This is a genomic window from Enterobacter cloacae complex sp. 309I3 (assembly GCF_050031595.1).
Taxonomy (GTDB): domain Bacteria; phylum Pseudomonadota; class Gammaproteobacteria; order Enterobacterales; family Enterobacteriaceae; genus Enterobacter; species Enterobacter cloacae.
Genome location: NZ_JBLGWI010000001.1, coordinates 567,944 through 584,732 on the forward strand (window position 1 = coordinate 567,944; position 16,789 = coordinate 584,732).

The following is a 16,789-nucleotide window of genomic DNA, read 5'->3' on the forward strand; positions in this document are numbered from 1 at the left end:
GTGCTCATTAAACAGCTGGTATTACATAATTTTCGGGTATTTAACGGTACACATACCATTGATCTGGCACCCAGAAAGCGTCCGCACGATTTGAATCCACGACCTATTGTGCTGTTTGGTGGTTTAAACGGCGCAGGGAAAACGTCTATCCTGTCGGCGATCCGCATAGCGTTGTATGGACGACTGGCGTTTGGGCTAGCGACGCAACAGCAAGAGTATATCGAACAACTCAGCGCATTGATTCATAACGGCGCGTACTATATTGAGCAGCCGGAAGAAGCATCTGTAGAACTGACGTTTACCTATAATAAAGGCGGTCATGAGGCCGAATTTACCGTTACGCGAACCTGGAAAAAGGGGAAGAGGGACCGCCTTTCTCTGCAACAGGATGGGCAGCCACTCAGTGAGCTGGATTACGATCAGTGCCAGGGATTTCTAAATGAGTTAATTCCGCATGGCATTGCTGATTTGTTCTTTTTCGATGGCGAGAAAATTGCAGAACTTGCTGAGGACGAATCCGGTAATATTTTACGTACTGCCGTACGACGCTTATTGGGGCTGGATCTCATCTCTAAACTGCGTAACGATTTAATGATTTTTGTTAAGCGTCAGCAATCCAGCCAGCTAGCAAGTTCTCAGCAACAACAGATTGCAGAGCTTGAAAAACAGAGTAAAGAATTAGCCTGCCAGACAGAAGCACTGCTGGAAAGCGCCGATTTTGCCAAATCGCGGATTGAGTTCCTGTCTAAAGATATAACCCGTTATGAAGGCTTGCTAAATGCTCAGGGGGGCGCTTTTGCCCAGACTAAAGCGCAGGAAAAACAGAAAGTCGAAACGCTGCTAAAAGATAAAGAACATCTGGAAAAAGCACTGAGACAAGAATGCGATGGCTCGCTACCTTATGCGCTTGCGCCCACTATTTTGTCTCGTTTGCTGCAACAAATTGCTGATGAAACGCAGATTAAACAGGCAAAAAGCTTTGAAAAAGAGCTGAGCCAGTTTTTAACGCAACTCAGAAATGATATTGCATTTCGTTCTGCGGGGACTGGCAAAATAGCAGCTGAAGCGATTACCGATAATCTAAAAGATTATATGGCAACGAAACCAAAAGGTGATTTGCTCTTTGACATCTCTGAGCGTGAAGCTGGTATGCTTCAACAGTCTATTGAGATAGATAGTAAAAGAGCATGGCAGCGTTTTGAGCTTTATCGCACACAGTTATCTGAGATTGAACAACAGTTAGAACAAGCGGCTGCTAATATTGCCCGTGCTCCTGAAGATGATCAGCTGATGGATCTCTTTGAGAAATTACGTGACCTGGATAGGCAGCGCGAAGCCCAATTGCAGAAATATCGGTCATTGCTGGAAGATGCTAAACGCACGAAACAGCAGCAACTGGATTGTGTTCGCCAGATTCAAAAAGCGCATGATGCCGCTCGTTATCAGCACAGTTATAGTAGTGCGTTTAAGAATGCTCAGGAAACGATAAACTTACTCGATCGCTACAGTGATGTATTAACCCAGGCTCGAGTTAAAACGCTGTCTACAAACTTTGAGCTTGCTTACCGTAAGTTGGCTCGCAAAGAGGATTTACAACTTAGTGCGCATATCAACCCTCAAACGTTTGATGTTGAATTAATTGATGAGAATGGATCAGTAATTAACCGTAAGTTACTTTCTGCTGGTGAAAAACAGATTTATGCAATTGCTATTCTTGAGGCGCTGGCGAAAACCTCTGGTCGTGATTTACCAGTGATAATTGATACGCCATTGGGACGTCTGGATTCTCAGCATCGTGATAAATTGATTAACCACTACTTCCCGGAAGCCAGTCATCAGGTTGTATTGCTGTCTACCGATACTGAAGTAGATGAGCGTTATTTTGTCGATCAGTTGCGTGATGATATCTCTCATGCTTATGAGATTGTGTTTAATGCGCATACTAAATCGTCAACGCTGAAACCAGGTTATTTCTGGGAATTAACTAAGGAGGCTATCTGATGCTCCCAAATCGAATGGCGCTTAGCCGTCAGACTGAAGATCAGCTTAAAAAGCTCAAAGGGTATACAGGGATCACCCCCAATATTGCAGCCCGGCTGGCATTTTTCCGTTCGGTAGAGAGTGAGTTTCGCTATTCGCCGGAGAGAGACAGTAAGAAGCTGGATGGTACGCTGGTGCTGGATAAAATTACGTGGCTGGGGGAGACATTGCAGACTACGGAATTGGTGTTGAAGATGCTTTATCCACAGATAGCACCGAAAGATATGATAAAAGCTTGGGCTGCACATGTTGAGGATGGGATTGCGGCACTGAGAAACCACCGGAGTCTACAAAATTTTGCACTATCAGTAAAATAGCTTATAGACGCATCCATCTACTATTTTTATAATAGATGGATGCATAATTTTCACTGAGTACTTGCCACATTAGCAATTAAGAAATCATATATTTTCTTTTTCCCCACACTTGTTGAAGGATAAAGCTCTTGTTTAGTAAATTCATTTGGGTCAATATTTCTCAATGCAAAGCAGAGATTATTAACATTGACAATGTTGATCTCATTCATATCTAATAATTTCTGCCTAAGAAATTGGAATAGTGCAGAAATACCAATAGATCTCGTAAGAACCGTATTTTTTGTTATAAGCTCTTCGCTCCAGAAAATATCTTTTACGGTGCTGAAGAAAATGAATATTACTTGTTCAATCGCACGATCATTGCCGTCTATATATATTTCCCTCAAAGGACTGACGTCTTTTCTTTTAGCATCTAAAAGTCGCCCGCGTCCTTTTTCACTACTTCTGGAATTGGTTGAGTTTATAGTGTATCTATCTGATCTTGGATTCTTAGATATCAAAGATAATACCCCATCAATAAAAACTGAGGACGAAATAGACCAATCTTTCTCCACATTTTCTTTCAATATTCTATTTTTTAGTCTGTTATAGAATGGTGAAACTTCTGTTTTATTAAATTTTTCGCTAAAATATACTGCGAGTAAATCTGGTGGCCAGTAATCCCTAGATATATCATCAAGAGAATATCCAAAAAGTCTATATGCTAAACTTTTCGGTACTTTTTGCTGATTAAAGTTTATTGTAGAAAATATTGATGCTTGTCCTGAAGGGGGTAAAGCATCATAAATTGAGCATGGTAACTGAATATCTTTATTACTTGAGTAACTAAATCCCAACAAGCGATGCTGTCCATCGATAACAGAACACAGTTTTAAATTAATATTTGGTATTGTTAATTTATACAAACAGTCATCGACAGGCTCAAATCGCCACTTGTCTTCCTCGAGTGCTGGGATATCATTTTCATCATAATTAACTGATAAAATTATTGAATTTGGAAATGCTGCTTCATCAGAATCTATGAATTTTGCTATATCCAAAGCCCTTGGAGTTGATTCTTTTCGTTGAACGCCAGTTATTTCACCATCTTCTACCTGAGCTTGATTCACATAAGTACACTTGAGTAGGTCTGCTGCAGAAATAACAACTTGAAAGAAATCACCATAGGGCTGAGAAATTTTTAATGCATGAAGTACTAAATCTTTTGACATTTTATAATCCATCCCCTGGTTCACTATCACTCTGAATATTAGATAATTCTTTTCTCACGGTATCATCTGGACTCGTAGGTGTGTCAAAATCAGTTTTTACTACTGTAATGGAAAGCCAAAGCAATAATGTTATGAGGAAAGAAATTATTAATGCAGTATTTACATTGTTTTTCAAACCATAGAATGAAAATACTAGTGATAAAACCCATAGAAATACAGAAAAGGATACTTTCACTTGCTTTCGATACTTATCCTCCGATGAATGGCAGTCATCATCCTCTTTTAATAAATTCTCAGCCGCAAGAACACCCAATGTTGCAATGATAAAAGAAAAAATAGAAAAACCGATCTGCGAGTTATCGTCTAAAAACAAGGGGCCAATCCAAATGCCACAAGTCGATACTGAAAGAGTAACAATGGATATAAAAACAAATTTTGGCTGTATAAATCTAGGGCATAGCCTCTTGATATCAGACCATAAGTTAGCCCAGTGAACAGTACAATTTCTTGACATGCTTATCCTCATAATCACATGGCCATACTATGTAAAGTTGACATGTTAAAGTATTAACTCCCAGAATGCTCGATCACGCATTTTATTGACTTTTTTATCCCCATCTATATACAGACTAAAATGCTTCTCTAGCTGTCGAATCTGACTCATCAAAGACTCCTGCTCGCCTTTATCATCAAGGTTGAATACTGCCTTGATATCAGCATTCTTGATCTCAGAAACTCGATGAATTACCCAAGTGAGAATATAAGAAGCATAATTATTCTCGCCTGTTTTAAAGTGAGTAATTTCTTGTGTTGAGAGGATCGCCCCTACACCATATTCACGGCCTTCTTTAAGGATTTTACGCAAGCTAGCAAAATCCTGGCGCATAAAGTTATCGGCTTCATCAACCAGAATCATTTTGGTTAACTGGCGATAATCACCTCGCACCGTCGGTTTCCCACGCTTTTGCATCTGCGCATAAAAAAGATCCAGTGTCAGTGCAACTACCAGGTTTTGAATCTCTGATGGATAACCCGCGAGTTCGATAACTGTGACACCATCAACCAGATCGTACAAACTGGTCATCTTCTCTGGATCTGTTTCAAAAATCTGGAAACCAGCCAGATTATAAAGCGCAGCATATAATGAATCTTCGTCGACTTTTTCTTGTGCCAGGTACTGCTGCCACACATCTTCAATAGTCGGTGCTATACGATTCCATGTTGATCGATCATGAGGCACTATTCCTGCTAAGTCATAGCACTCCATTATTAGCGTAACCAGCTTCATGCGTTGTTTTACGCCAAGGTTATACGCTTTGCCCATTGTTTCAGCGAATGCCATGGCCGTATGCCTCGGTAACATGGGCATATCACCAAATAACGATAACGGATTGTAAGGTAACAATGATAGCTGATACCTCTTAGCTCCCGTAGCTTCCAGAAACGCATCATCCACATAGTCGGATTTATAGTCGAAGATCAACAAGCCAATTGGTTTACCATCAACGTTACAGGACTGATTGCGCATCAGTTGCGTAACCAGCGATTTAGTAAACTGGGTTTTCCCGGTGCCCATTGTTCCAATAATGCCGGTATTAGTATTCATGAACTTAGCGGTGTTGGTTGGCTCCCAGTACAATGGATTCTGACGCACAGCATCATGACCAAACAAGACCTGTAATGGTGTATTGCTGACATTACTGGGGGTTAGTGCCGATGCTTCAGGTTGTGGAAGCTCCAGCACAGAAATGGGCTGCGGCTCAGTTGTTGTTGCTACCTGTACTGGATGTGAAGAATTGACATCACACTTTGATTTGAGCAGATATTTTTCCGGCATCCGATAGCGTTCAGCTAGTGGAGGTTGATCACCTTGTGCTGCAATTAACGATGGAAGCAATGAATAGGGGATTTCGATCTGAAGAATATTCTCTGCCGTTTCTTTATAAGAGAGATCAAAACAGGTTCCGCTGTCTACATGCGCTACCACAAAGCCTTCTGCATAATCAGCAAGCTCACCTAACTGATAGTCGCCAGTGAGCCACCATTCACGTCGTTCCAGCAGAGGGGATAGCTTGTCGTTATCCAGTACACCATACAGACGCAACTTCTCTACCTGCATTAATACCTGGCGGATAAAAAGTGCCCGGTATAGTTGTGATGCTAGAGTTTGTGGCCCAAGAATATCTTGCTGTAAATAGCGTTTTAGCTCGCGGGCCTGCTGCCCCGCATGGTTGTAATCGGGGCGAGCTCCTGTTTTTACTTCAAGTGGTAACAGATACAGGTTGTTATCTTTGAAGCCGACAAAGAGCACATCGTCAGAGATCGCTCCTTTCTGATAACCCTGTAAATGGCGCGATAAATCGCTTTCTTTCATTCTCAGCCCGACGTTGCCGGACACGCGGATCATCTCAGCTACTGACAGTGGGATCCAGCAAATATCTGACTGGAGCAGCATAGACTGTACGAATTTGTATGCACCGATAATGCCGTGTTTTTCTTTGCGCTCCTTTTCATTTGAACGCAACATTTTCAACAGCCACTCACCGTTAAAGGCATTAAATTCAGCAAGTAGTTGCTGGCTATCAACGGTGGATTGTCCTGTTTGAAGGAGACGTAGGAACAACTCAACCTGTTTTGTGACGGTTACGGCGTCATAACCAGCACAACTGGTGTACTGGTCAGAGTAATGAATTAGTACGACATCTTTTTGACTAGTAAAGAAATCGAGTGTGACCTTAGGGTCGATAATTGTGGTCCAGAGAGAGCTATCATAAGAGCGATTCAGCAGTTGCTTAAAGTTACCGCTGACAGCCAGACTAATTCCCTGACCGTGATACTGGCTGTTGCTCTGCCGTGCCGGTTGCCACAGACAGCCTAACAAGCGGGCGAGACGCAGGGCGCAAGACGATTCAGTATCGACATTACGCAGACCAAACGCGGTAAAGTAAGCATCGCCTTGTGTTTCAGCCCCTTCGCCTGCAATCAAGCCATGACATAAAACCCCGCTGGCAGCATCCTCAATGCGAATTTGGCGGCAATCAACCGGTGCGGTGTTGGTGAAAAATGCGAGATGGGCGTAAGCCAGTTGATCGCTTTCCGGTGGCAGGATAAATTTGCTGAATGTTAAGCGACTGCGAAGCAGATCGATCAACATATCGGCTTCAGAACGCCACGCACCGCTGTTCAGACCAAGATCATTTTTAAGTTGTTCATAGCTGCCGCTTTCGGCAAAGCGGTCAAAGGCATTGGGTAGCAGACGTTCGTCATAGCAGTTTACGTGTATCGAAATTGCGTTATCTTTTTCCTGCTTAAAATAATCTACCAGTCCCAGGAATAGCTCTCTGGCTTCTCCCATATTAATAGCATTAATAACCAGGGCATTATTTCCTGCACTCTGGAACAGCCGAGAATAGGCATCTGTAAATTCGTTTAGCTTGTCTTTCACCAGACGCTTAACATATTCGTGGCTCATCTGGCGCTGGGGAACAATATCTATCCAGAAGCGGTTTTCTACCATCGGTTGTAACTGTGCGTATTCATGTTCGCTATGATACACAAATGGCATTAGGCCAGAGACGACCAGACGATCGAGAGTAATCTCTGGTAATGAAGCAAATGAAGCTGATGTGGGGAATACGGGCTCAGCGATGATAGTTTCAGCTAGCTGTAAATGATAAGCCATTACCAATGGGTGCAGAGGCGAGAGACGTTCATAATCGTCGCCGCGGCAAATCCCGAGATGTAACAGACTTTTTTCCTGGATGGTTAATGCTCTGCTTAGACTGATTTGCTGTAATGCCTGTTCAAAAGTAGCGATCATGTGACTGACTAATACACGATATTCCGCTGACCATGACACCAGACTCGGCAGGGTATTTCGACGTTGATAGTAAACGAACAATTGGTGGTACGCATTATGGAGGTCGGGATAGCTCGCCAGAAGCTCATCCAGTGCAAACTCACTACCTTTACTGCCAGTGCTGAGCAGATTACGCTCGATCAGGGCGTACTCTTGCATAAGCAACTGCTGGCGAACACCAACCACATTATGTTCGATATTGTCCAGGATGACGCGACCTTTCAACTTGTTCCAGGTTGCATTCCCTTCTTCTTTAAAGAGTTTATTGAAACGACCCTGATCAAAAAGCAGAGGCAGGGTTAATCCTTCCTCTGCTCCTGGACCTTCGATGTTAAACAGTAAACGGGAGTCACCTGAAATCAAGGTAAATTTGATCAGCTCACTTTGATTCGCCAGCGTTTCAAAATTAACGAGTGCATAATGGCGGCAATCAACATCATCACTTTCTTCATCAAGTAAACAGGTCTTGTCGCCGAGCTCTGCAATACGTAACTCATTATCTTCCAGTTGCAGAGTTAATTGACCTTTACCAGGTTCAATACGATAACAATGCTGGATTTCATTAAGCCAGAATTGCCCTTGTTCAACTAACAGCAGGCGAAACTTGTACTCTTCTGCTGAGTTATTGCGGTTAATGATTTCGAGACTAAATAAGCAGGGCCGACCATCAAAAGGCACTGATGCCAGTATCTTAGAGTTTCTCCCCCCGAGCCGGCTAGTACGCCAGAATCGTTCCTTCTGTAACGGACGATGATGAGCAATTTTTACCTGATTGTCCTGAAGGTCATTACCCTGGAAGATAAACTCCAGCTCAACGTGTGACTGCCCCGGTAGAACCTGAACCAGGACACTGATATCTCGTTTACCTGCTTTACTGGTGCTTTTGGCTCTTTGCCAGACCTCACCGTTTTCAGCAGTAATGTTTTCCAACACCAGTTTCTGTTCACTGTTTTGTGCTTTTTCATTCAGGTAGACGGAGAAATCAAGTTCACGCCAATCGTCATTGTCAACGAAATGCTCCTGAATGAATTTTGCACTAAATTCAGTTAGTACATTCTCCAGTTGCCCGCTGTAGCGTTCAACACTGTCCTCTATCTGGCGATATAACTTTTGGTTTTCATTGAGCCGGGCGCGCAACTGCTTATCACTAAAATTCAGCAGGTTATTATCGTTGAATAACTTTAGCTCTGAGAAATCCAGATTGCCGTCGTCCAGCAGACGGTATAACGATGAAAATCCAAAAACCGTTGCGCCTTCATCCAATATTGTTGTCAACTGATCGCCCAGCAAACAGCGGGATACTTGAGAACGGGCGCTGTCCGTTGTGATTAACTTTTCGAGCTGGTGACGGAAGGTTTCTGGGTGCCAGATAGCATCCGGTGCAGCGACATCTTTGGTACTATTGAGTAAGGTATCCAGCATGCTGTTGTGGATAATCAACAACGCTGTCTGGGCAAAAATGCCATTGCGGCCAGAAACCTGATCGCGTAAATGAGAAATATAGTTTTCTGTGAATGCAGGGGTAGTGGTGCCGTGCAGTACCGGAATAAGCTGGATATTATTACATTGGACGTAGGTAAGATATTGCCCCGGTGCAATTTCTAGTTTATTTCCATTCGCTAAAGAGTCGAAAGCATTCCAGAGCTTTAAGGCGTTATCCGGATCGGGAGATTTAAACTGGTAGCGCTCACCAGGCTGGATGATGCTGCTAACCCATTCAATGAAGGTTTCTGCCAGATAGGTTTCATACTGTTTTACGGACATATACGGCGTCTCCACTGTCACTCATTCTCTCCACATTCCCCATGCGTTCATAAAACGCAACCAGCATTTGTGTAGACTGGTTATCCAGATAAAATCCGCGTTGCTCAAAACCACGTAGCAGCTCATGTAGCCGGAGTTTTTTGTTTTTACCCACGGTAAGGTTAGTTAGTAGCAGTAGTCTATCCTGGTTCAGTACCAGCACTTTGCCCGCTCGGCCACGAACCTGAATGAAGTCAGTGCAAATCTGGCTTTCCAGCTCGTTGATGTATTTGCGATTTACCGCTGCTCGCTCGGTTTTTTTACCCTGAAACTGTTCAACGGCAACAGATAACAGCTGTTTAAAGGCATCTTCCAGGTTTGTAGCACGATCGCGTTCAGGAAGATCTCGCTCCTCCTTACTGATAAACTTCTGTATATAATTATTGAGTTCATTCAGTACTCGATTCGATGTATCTGAATAACCTAAACAATCTTGATATACCTGCCAAAGAGGGCGCTTTTCCTCACCTTTTACTTGTAATACCTCTAATGCAGAGAGTATGGGGAACAATTTTTCACTTTGGCGGGCAAACCACTTATAGCCGAAGAGCTTTATTTTATCTCGTTCTGAGCTAGCTTTTTCAGTATCGAGGATAAAGAACAATGATTTACTCTGCGGCTCGCCGTCTTGCCAGTTGTCCAGATTGAGCGCCAGTTGTGCGCACCAACTAAAGGCGTACAAACGTAGAGTATTGGTCAGTTCCTGCAAAAGATATTGTGGATGCTCTGCCAGAAACGCCAAATCAGACTGAAAACACGTTACCAGATAGGGTAAATAAGGTTTTTCTTTTGCAAATGGCCCCTCACCCAGTCGGATTAATTTTTTATTGAGCTTATTCAGCATCTCTTTTTCAATAAAATTCAACTTATCTTGTATCGGGTGATTAAGGCTAAAATCTCTCATCAAATTGGCAAACAGTGTTCCAAGGCGTTTGTCGGCAGTCGAGCCTGCACTTATCTTTTCACCATCAAACTGAGCGTGGAACAGCAAGAAAAGGGGAGATACACGAAAAATATCCTGACTGGAAAAATACATCCGTTCCAGCACGGACAAGAACGCGGGTTCATCGATCAATATTTGCAGATGAGTTTTACAATCCTCGCGAAACTGCTCGAGACTGTAAGTATCGATTTTATACTTCACGGCATAGCTTAGTACTAAACCTGTTACGATTTGCCAGTCAATATTGTTATTCTTATTACGTATTGGAAGGTAGCTATCCAGCTGGTTATTACTAACTTTTAAATTTGTTGCAATGGGATACATGATGTTATCCCTCCATGCCACTGATAGTAATCATGTCATCGTCCGCTCTTGCACTATAAACCCGCTTTAGGCCATCATAAAATTTGATTTCGCTGCTGGATTTTGCCTTTTCTGCGATTAGTTCAACGATTTCGTCCAGTAAGACAATTGCACTTTTATCATATTTATTAGGGCGATAGCCATTATTCAGTTTGCTCAATAGCTCAAATAAGTTAAGACCGATCCGAATCGGATCCAGCGGATCTTGTCCTACTTTTAAATAGATATCGAAACAAGTTGTATGGGCTGTATTTTTCTTGAGAATGGAATCCCAGTCCGGTTTCAGCGCAACAGGTGCTGTTATTTTAATCCCACCAAATTCGCCTAAAAAGAACTCTTCTTTTTGGGTACTCAGTTCAGGTGCTTTACGGTTTGCGTAACGCTGAATACCAGCGATAAGCTCGAAAGAGTAAAAGCGATTTAGTGTTCTTTTTTGTTCCGGATCTGCGGTATAGTTTTTATGAAGATGCCAAATCTCTGAATAACGCTCAAAGAGAGCTTCTTTAAAGAATACAGAGAATCTTTTGTGATAGTTATTTCCTAAAGATTCATGTTGTAGTAGCCAGAAAAGTCTAATTAAGGAAGCTGCATCACCAGGCTTAACACATTGACGATCAAACGTAAGATGTAATTTCGCAAGTGTACTCAGGAAATCATCCAGTTCGGGATCAACTAATCCAAGCTCATAGCGCAAAATAAATTGATCAATCTCGTATGTATGCAATCTGGCAGGATCAAAATCAGAAACCTTTTTAATTAGATCATTTTCTGCACCATTAAACAGATTATCAAACAGATACCCAGGCCCTGTCAGCAGGTGATGTAAAAAATCCAATAAGGTTCTTGTGGTAACAAATTGATCTTTTATTAATCGGGCTTTAAATAGCTGTGTTATTAAAACATTCTGAACACCGGGCATGCACAGTAGTTTAAAGTTAGCAACGGTTTTTAAATCATGTCCTATTGATTCATCACGTTGATAAATTGTGTAAAACAGGTTTTTGTCGTCATTCCCCGTTAAGTGATTCATTAATTTTTTGATAAAAGGGGAGTATTCCTGCTCTTCGTCAAACTCGAACTTTGGATAATGTTCGAAATCAAAGAATGTACAATGTTCATTGCGGTAAGGACGGTGGCCTTCCTGTTGCGATGACAAGAATGAGTCAATAGCGGCGCGGATAGCCATATGGGACTCAGAACCTTCTCTGGCAAAGTTGGCGAGCATCCCGGTGTTGATACCGATGAGGAGCGGGTATGATTGCGAATGATGATTTTCAAATAAATCATTCAACGCATCAATGGCTGATTGTTGAGGCGCAAAGCTGTGTGTCGCATCCAGATGGAAACTAAACTTCTGTTGATATCGTGGTTCTGACTTACAGCGGGTTAAAATTTCGGATTTCCCATCGCCACTACTTCCGCATAGAAAAATGATCTCACCGGGAGCAGCGGTATCCAGATAACGCTGTAACTCTTCTTCAATCTCTTGTTTAACAAAGAGTTGTTCTTTTAGCTCATCGAACACATCCTTTTGCCGATGAGTCTCTGTGGTTACAGAAAACGAAGATGACTTCGCAAGTACACCTAACGCTTTACGTAATGTGATCGCGCTCATAACTTCATGTTCTCTAAAGTAAGAATTCGCCTATTTTATACGAGCTTTTCCTTGATCTCTATAGGACTTTTGTTATCGAGTTAGGGAAGCGTGTTTTTCGTGTAACGAATGAAAGGGTTAAATAGTATTAGCCCCAGCAATGATGAAAAACTAATAATAACCAAATGAAATTATCTGCTCCGGCAAACAGGTAAATTTGCCATTCCTGAAATCATCAGCTCTTCATGTAAAAAAATGTTTTTTGGAATGTCTGGTGCTTTCTTAGAAAATTAAAAAAACTTGCTTATGTGAAATTGCAACAAAGTGTGCACCCTGCAAATATGGTTTCCTGGGAAGCCATTGCGTACAAAGTAAAGGAATAGTGCTTGCAAAAAGTGAAGTAATTTATCCACATCCCATAAACACCACCTTATTTCCCCAACAGTATTTCCTGAATCCCCCTCGCAAATTCAAAATTTATCCCACACCAAACCGCTGTATTTATATTCAGCCCTGTATAATGAGCACCAGAAATTACGCCGAACGGCAAAGGAAGTATCAAAGAATATTTAACGAGGAATTCGCGATATGAAGGTGCTGCAACACCCCCATACCGCTAACCACAAACAACTTACAAGGAGTTGAAAATGGCTGCGACGAATTTTAAGCCAGAGTTTACTGTTTGCAAAACAGAATCAGACGCTTTCACCGGCATGATTGAAAACCGCGAGCTGGTACGCAAAAACAGCGCCCGTCGTCTGCATGGCAACCCGCCCAACGCGGCACCCGTTCATCCCCGCGCGGAAACGCCGCAGGACAGTGCAGCCTGCTGCGAACTGTATGCACGCATAGACATGAAATACCTTCTTTTGGGCGGCGACTGGTTAACCCGTGCAGGCTTTATCAACGGTATGCCGGTAAAAATCCGCGCCATGAAAGACTGCATTGTGATTACGCCACAGCATACAAGAGAATTATGGGGATGTCTGGAAGGGATGAGTGTGGTGAATATAAATAAACAGAAAGTCGCGCAGTGGTTAAAAACATTTCCGGGTGCGTTGAATGATACTGGGGATATACCGACGGTGAAGCGCAGAAATGGTCTGGCAGAGTAAGAATAACATCTAAAATATCCCTTCCTTAATCATGTAAAAGGATAAGTTAATACGGGCTTGAATACACATGCCCGTATTTTTTCTTTTTTAAATGAGTTATCTAATTCCGCTGGTGCACCCAATAAATCGGTTGTAACATTCTCCGCAAAGCGACAGGGAGGATTGCTATGCAAATTTGTAGGATGGATTACAACGATGTCTCCGCAGATGGAAGAACATTGACATTACACGTCTATGGGGTTGGGGCATTTCCTGTTTTTTCAGGTGTCGAACCCGTAACCAATATTGCAGAGTGCGCCTTTATCAGGAATGCTGCGTTACCGGTGGGTACATATTGGATCGTTGATTCACCGGAAGGAAGTGTTGCTAATCGTGTTGGGCGATTTGTAAAAGACTTAAAGAACGGGACCGATCATTCTGAATGGTTCGGCTTGTTTAATGCATCGACCATGGCTGATAACGTATTTGTGAATGGGGTCGACAGAGGATCATTTAGGCTTCACCCATTGAGGCCGAATGGCGAAGGAGAGTCGTGGGGATGCATAACGTTCTATAATATCCCTGATTTTCAGCTGGTCAGACAATCTTTGCTCGCACGTAAGAAGATTCGTGTTCCTGGTGGCAAAGGGTTGATGGCATATGGGCGTATAGATGTAACAGGAAGGGTCGATTATGCTTCATGCAAAGTTAAAAAATAATATCCTGATTGGTCTGGCATGCCTCATTGCTTCCTTCTTTATTGTCCTGTTTCCTCTGGGAGGCTTACTCGATTACTTATCTCAAGCCAGCAATGATTTTTTAAATCGTACCGGTCTGGGGTTTGCTGATGGTGAAGCAGACCCATCATTCCTGTGGGTATTGGGTGGGATGATGGTCGTCGTTACCGCGCTACTGATGTTCGCCATCCGAAAGATATGCAGCCTGAAACGGGCATGAGATATTTCATTGAAGCTTTTTTCGACAATCCCGTCAAAAGTCCTGAAGTGGTGCGTACTTTCGACTGCCACGGTATTTATCCTCGGATGGCTGTTTGTCTGGCTTGTGGCATACGGTTCTGATGACACGACTGTTTATACAGAAAACGATTTTTTCCACTACCACCTGCTGACAGACAGGGAGATTGAAAACGCCCCTAAAGTAACGGACGACTATTATTTTGAGGCGCATTCGGGCGATGGTTACGAACCTTCAAACAGTATCATTTTTAAAGGCGCTACCAGTGCTGCGCCGTTGCGCGCTTATCTCGAAACGTTAGGGTATGTGAAGGAAAAGCGTAGCCTGGAAGTGAAGGAGGTCTGGTCGAAACCCGAACGGTTAAACGCAGATTTTTTTTATCTGTACTTCAATACGGCTACGGGTGAGATTGAACTGACCAAAGTGATAGGTAACGGGCATGTTATCCCATGCCCGTAGTAAGAAAAAATCACTTGTGTTTTATCTGCTCTTTCAGAGCCTTAACCAATGCAGCATGGAGTTCGCCAACGGTTAAATCGCGTATCACAGGTTCGGGAATGCCTCGCAACCTGCGAATTAAACGGCAGATACCAAAGTAATCTATGCCCTCGGTGCTAAAAAGAAACTCGTTTTCAGCGAGAGAAAAAGTTTTCTCATAACCATCTTCTTCAGTGACAAGCGTAACGCCAAACGCTTCCTCGCAGTCTTCAATCAGGGCATCGCCATCCATGCCGCATATATCGAGGTCGGCTTCGATTAGGGTGTTCTCATCAATGCGCTTGCGATGATGTCCTGAGGACTGACGTACAACCTCAATGACCTGCGAAAGAGTGGGATTCATTATGTTGGATTCCATGGGGGAAGAAATGGTGCAGACATTTATAAAGAGACCGAATTAACGCCTGGGACTTATTATTGATGGTCCAAAGAAAATCAAAACAACCCATGCAAACATCCCAATGATTTTTAGCGGCCAGGGTTCGAATACATGAATGCACACAATTACCCCAATAACTAATAGTGGTCCTCCTACTAATTCCAGTATTCCATCTAAAATAGATAACTTATGAGGCAATACACGATTAATTAAAATTGCCATGAAATGTGCGCATCCTAAAATGAGGACTATTACTATAGTGCAGTCTTTCCAGTTATCAGTGACACCCATGCAAATGAGACATAGCGCGATCACTAGAACGCAAAGTAATGTATTCAGCATGGAAATAATAAACTTGCTCATAACAGTTGTCGCGACGTTTAAAAATATAAAGAGTCTATGAATATCGTGCTCTTAGTCGGATGACAAACGACATTCACTAATAATGCATTTAAGAGGCTCTTGCGCTTTAACTATTATTTTAATCGGCTACAAAGCGGCTTCGTGCTCTTCCCACGCACTCCACCGCTAAACCTAACTTAACTAAACACCGGCACCCCCAACCCCACCTTCACCTCCCTCAACGTCTCCTGCGTCACCCCCTGCGCCCGTTCCGTTCCGCGCTTCAGCATCGCCATCAGCTCCCCTTTATCCCGCATATACATCGCCCTCCGCTCCCGCATCGGCGCAATCAGCTCCTGCAAACACGCCTCCAGCTCGTTCTTACAAACCCGGTCACCCAGCCCGCCCTCCTGATAGTGCGCCTTCATCGCCGCCACTTTGTCCTTGTCCGGATGAAACGCGTCGAGGTACGTAAACACCACGTTCCCCTCAATCTGCCCCGGGTCGCTCACCTTCAGGTGGTTCGGATCGGTGTACATGGCGCTGACCGCACGGTGAATGGTCTCTTCGCTGGCCGAAAGGTGCAGCGTGTTGCCCAGCGATTTCGACATCTTGGCGCTGCCGTCGATGCCGGGCAGGCGGCTGGTGTCGCTCAGCATCGCCTTGCAGTGGCGCAGCACCGGGGCGGGCAGCAGGCTGTTCATCTTGTGCACAATCTCGTTGGTCTGCTCAATCATCGGCAGCTGGTCGTCGCCGACGGGCACGCACTCGGCCTTAAACGCGGTGATGTCCGCCGCCTGGCTGATGGGGTAGACCATAAACCCGACCGGCAGCGAGCGGGCGAAGCCCTTCTGCGCAATCTCGTTTTTCACCGTCGGGTTACGCTCCACGCGGGCGACGGTGACGATGTTCATATACAGCATCGTCAGCTCGGCGAGGGCGGGCAGGGCGGACTGCAGGCAGATGGTAGTCAGGTTCGGGTCGATGCCCGCAGCGAGGTAGTCGGCCAGCACTTCGGGGATATTGTCGCGGATCTTCTGCGGGTTGCTGCCGTTGTCGGTCAGGCCTTGCAGGTCGGCAATCAGCACAAACTGGTTGTGCGTCTGCTGCAACGCCACGCGCTGGCGCAGCGATCCGACGAAGTGGCCAAGGTGCAGCGGGCCGGTTGGACGGTCGCCGGTGAGGATGGTTTGCTGGTTCATAAAGACTCCTTAATGTGCAGTTGCCGAAAGGGGTCTTAGAAATGTGAAAGCCGCCTTTCGGCGGCTATCTGAAAATGGGGAAAACTACTCCGTGCCGCCTTTAAGAAGGCAGCCACCAGCGGTTTACGGTGAGCACGGCGTGGTTTATGTTCATCTCTTTACCGTACCA

At 44.0% G+C, this 16,789-nt stretch carries 13 protein-coding genes; 6 read left to right on the forward strand and 7 right to left on the reverse strand.

Going from position 1 to position 16,789, the window contains the following annotated elements:
- Both dndD and dndE read left to right on the forward strand, forming a co-directional pair.
- Positions 1–2,001 (forward strand): DNA sulfur modification protein DndD, encoded by a 2,001-nt coding sequence (dndD, locus tag ACQG22_RS02700; protein ID WP_047737536.1) that lies wholly within the window; start codon positions 1–3, stop codon positions 1,999–2,001.
- Positions 2,001–2,357 carry a DNA sulfur modification protein DndE gene (gene dndE / locus ACQG22_RS02705; protein ID WP_187210651.1) on the forward strand — a complete coding sequence of 119 codons (357 nt, stop codon included), beginning with the start codon at positions 2,001–2,003 and terminating at the stop codon, positions 2,355–2,357. Before dndD ends, dndE begins: the two co-directional genes overlap by 1 nt.
- A 50-nt stretch (positions 2,358–2,407) precedes the next feature.
- Here dndE and ACQG22_RS02710 read toward each other — a convergent pair whose 3' ends face one another.
- Genes ACQG22_RS02710 through dptF form a run of 5 tightly spaced genes read right to left on the reverse strand, consistent with a single transcriptional unit; the run spans position 2,408 to position 12,151 of the window.
- Positions 2,408–3,568: a DGQHR domain-containing protein gene (locus ACQG22_RS02710; RefSeq protein WP_426711482.1), complete on the reverse strand. Its 1,161-nt coding sequence runs from the start codon at positions 3,566–3,568 to the stop codon at positions 2,408–2,410.
- Between the two features lies 1 nt (position 3,569).
- The gene (locus ACQG22_RS02715) at positions 3,570–4,082 is read right to left on the reverse strand and encodes a hypothetical protein (protein WP_200920855.1); all 513 of its coding nucleotides are present in this window, start codon (positions 4,080–4,082) and stop codon (positions 3,570–3,572) included.
- Positions 4,083–4,127: 45 nt separating this feature from the next.
- Complete coding sequence (gene dptH / locus ACQG22_RS02720) at positions 4,128–9,191, reverse strand: DNA phosphorothioation-dependent restriction protein DptH (RefSeq protein WP_369706831.1); 5,064 nt, start codon at positions 9,189–9,191, stop codon at positions 4,128–4,130.
- A complete protein-coding gene (dptG, locus tag ACQG22_RS02725; RefSeq protein ID WP_047737553.1) occupies positions 9,172–10,497 on the reverse strand; it encodes a DNA phosphorothioation-dependent restriction protein DptG in 1,326 nt (441 codons plus the stop codon). The genes dptH and dptG overlap by 20 nt, the downstream gene beginning before the upstream one ends.
- A gap of 4 nt (positions 10,498–10,501) precedes the next feature.
- Complete coding sequence (dptF, locus tag ACQG22_RS02730; RefSeq protein WP_047737558.1) at positions 10,502–12,151, reverse strand: DNA phosphorothioation-dependent restriction protein DptF; 1,650 nt, start codon at positions 12,149–12,151, stop codon at positions 10,502–10,504.
- Between the two features lie 626 nt (positions 12,152–12,777).
- Between dptF and ACQG22_RS02735 the strand changes: the two genes are divergently transcribed.
- The 4 genes from ACQG22_RS02735 (at position 12,778) to ACQG22_RS02750 (ending at position 14,658) form a co-directional block, all read left to right on the forward strand.
- A complete protein-coding gene (locus ACQG22_RS02735; protein WP_108453446.1) occupies positions 12,778–13,245 on the forward strand; it encodes a SymE family type I addiction module toxin in 468 nt (155 codons plus the stop codon).
- 182 nt (positions 13,246–13,427) lie between these two features.
- Positions 13,428–13,943, forward strand: coding sequence for a DUF2778 domain-containing protein (locus ACQG22_RS02740; protein ID WP_306295015.1), 516 nt, complete (start codon positions 13,428–13,430; stop codon positions 13,941–13,943).
- Positions 13,918–14,181, forward strand: a complete 264-nt coding sequence (locus ACQG22_RS02745) for a hypothetical protein (protein WP_045902479.1) — start codon at positions 13,918–13,920, stop codon at positions 14,179–14,181. The genes ACQG22_RS02740 and ACQG22_RS02745 overlap by 26 nt, the downstream gene beginning before the upstream one ends.
- A gap of 9 nt (positions 14,182–14,190) precedes the next feature.
- On the forward strand, positions 14,191–14,658 hold the full coding sequence (locus tag ACQG22_RS02750) for a hypothetical protein (protein WP_226858092.1): 468 nt from the start codon (positions 14,191–14,193) through the stop codon (positions 14,656–14,658).
- Between the two features lie 10 nt (positions 14,659–14,668).
- Here ACQG22_RS02750 and ACQG22_RS02755 read toward each other — a convergent pair whose 3' ends face one another.
- Together ACQG22_RS02755 and trpS are read right to left on the reverse strand one after the other, a co-directional pair.
- Positions 14,669–15,040 carry a hypothetical protein gene (locus ACQG22_RS02755; RefSeq protein ID WP_108453447.1) on the reverse strand — a complete coding sequence of 124 codons (372 nt, stop codon included), beginning with the start codon at positions 15,038–15,040 and terminating at the stop codon, positions 14,669–14,671.
- A 575-nt stretch (positions 15,041–15,615) separates the two neighbouring features.
- Positions 15,616–16,620 carry a tryptophan--tRNA ligase gene (gene trpS / locus ACQG22_RS02760; protein ID WP_336340409.1) on the reverse strand — a complete coding sequence of 335 codons (1,005 nt, stop codon included), beginning with the start codon at positions 16,618–16,620 and terminating at the stop codon, positions 15,616–15,618.
- Positions 16,621–16,789: the final 169 nt, after the last annotated feature.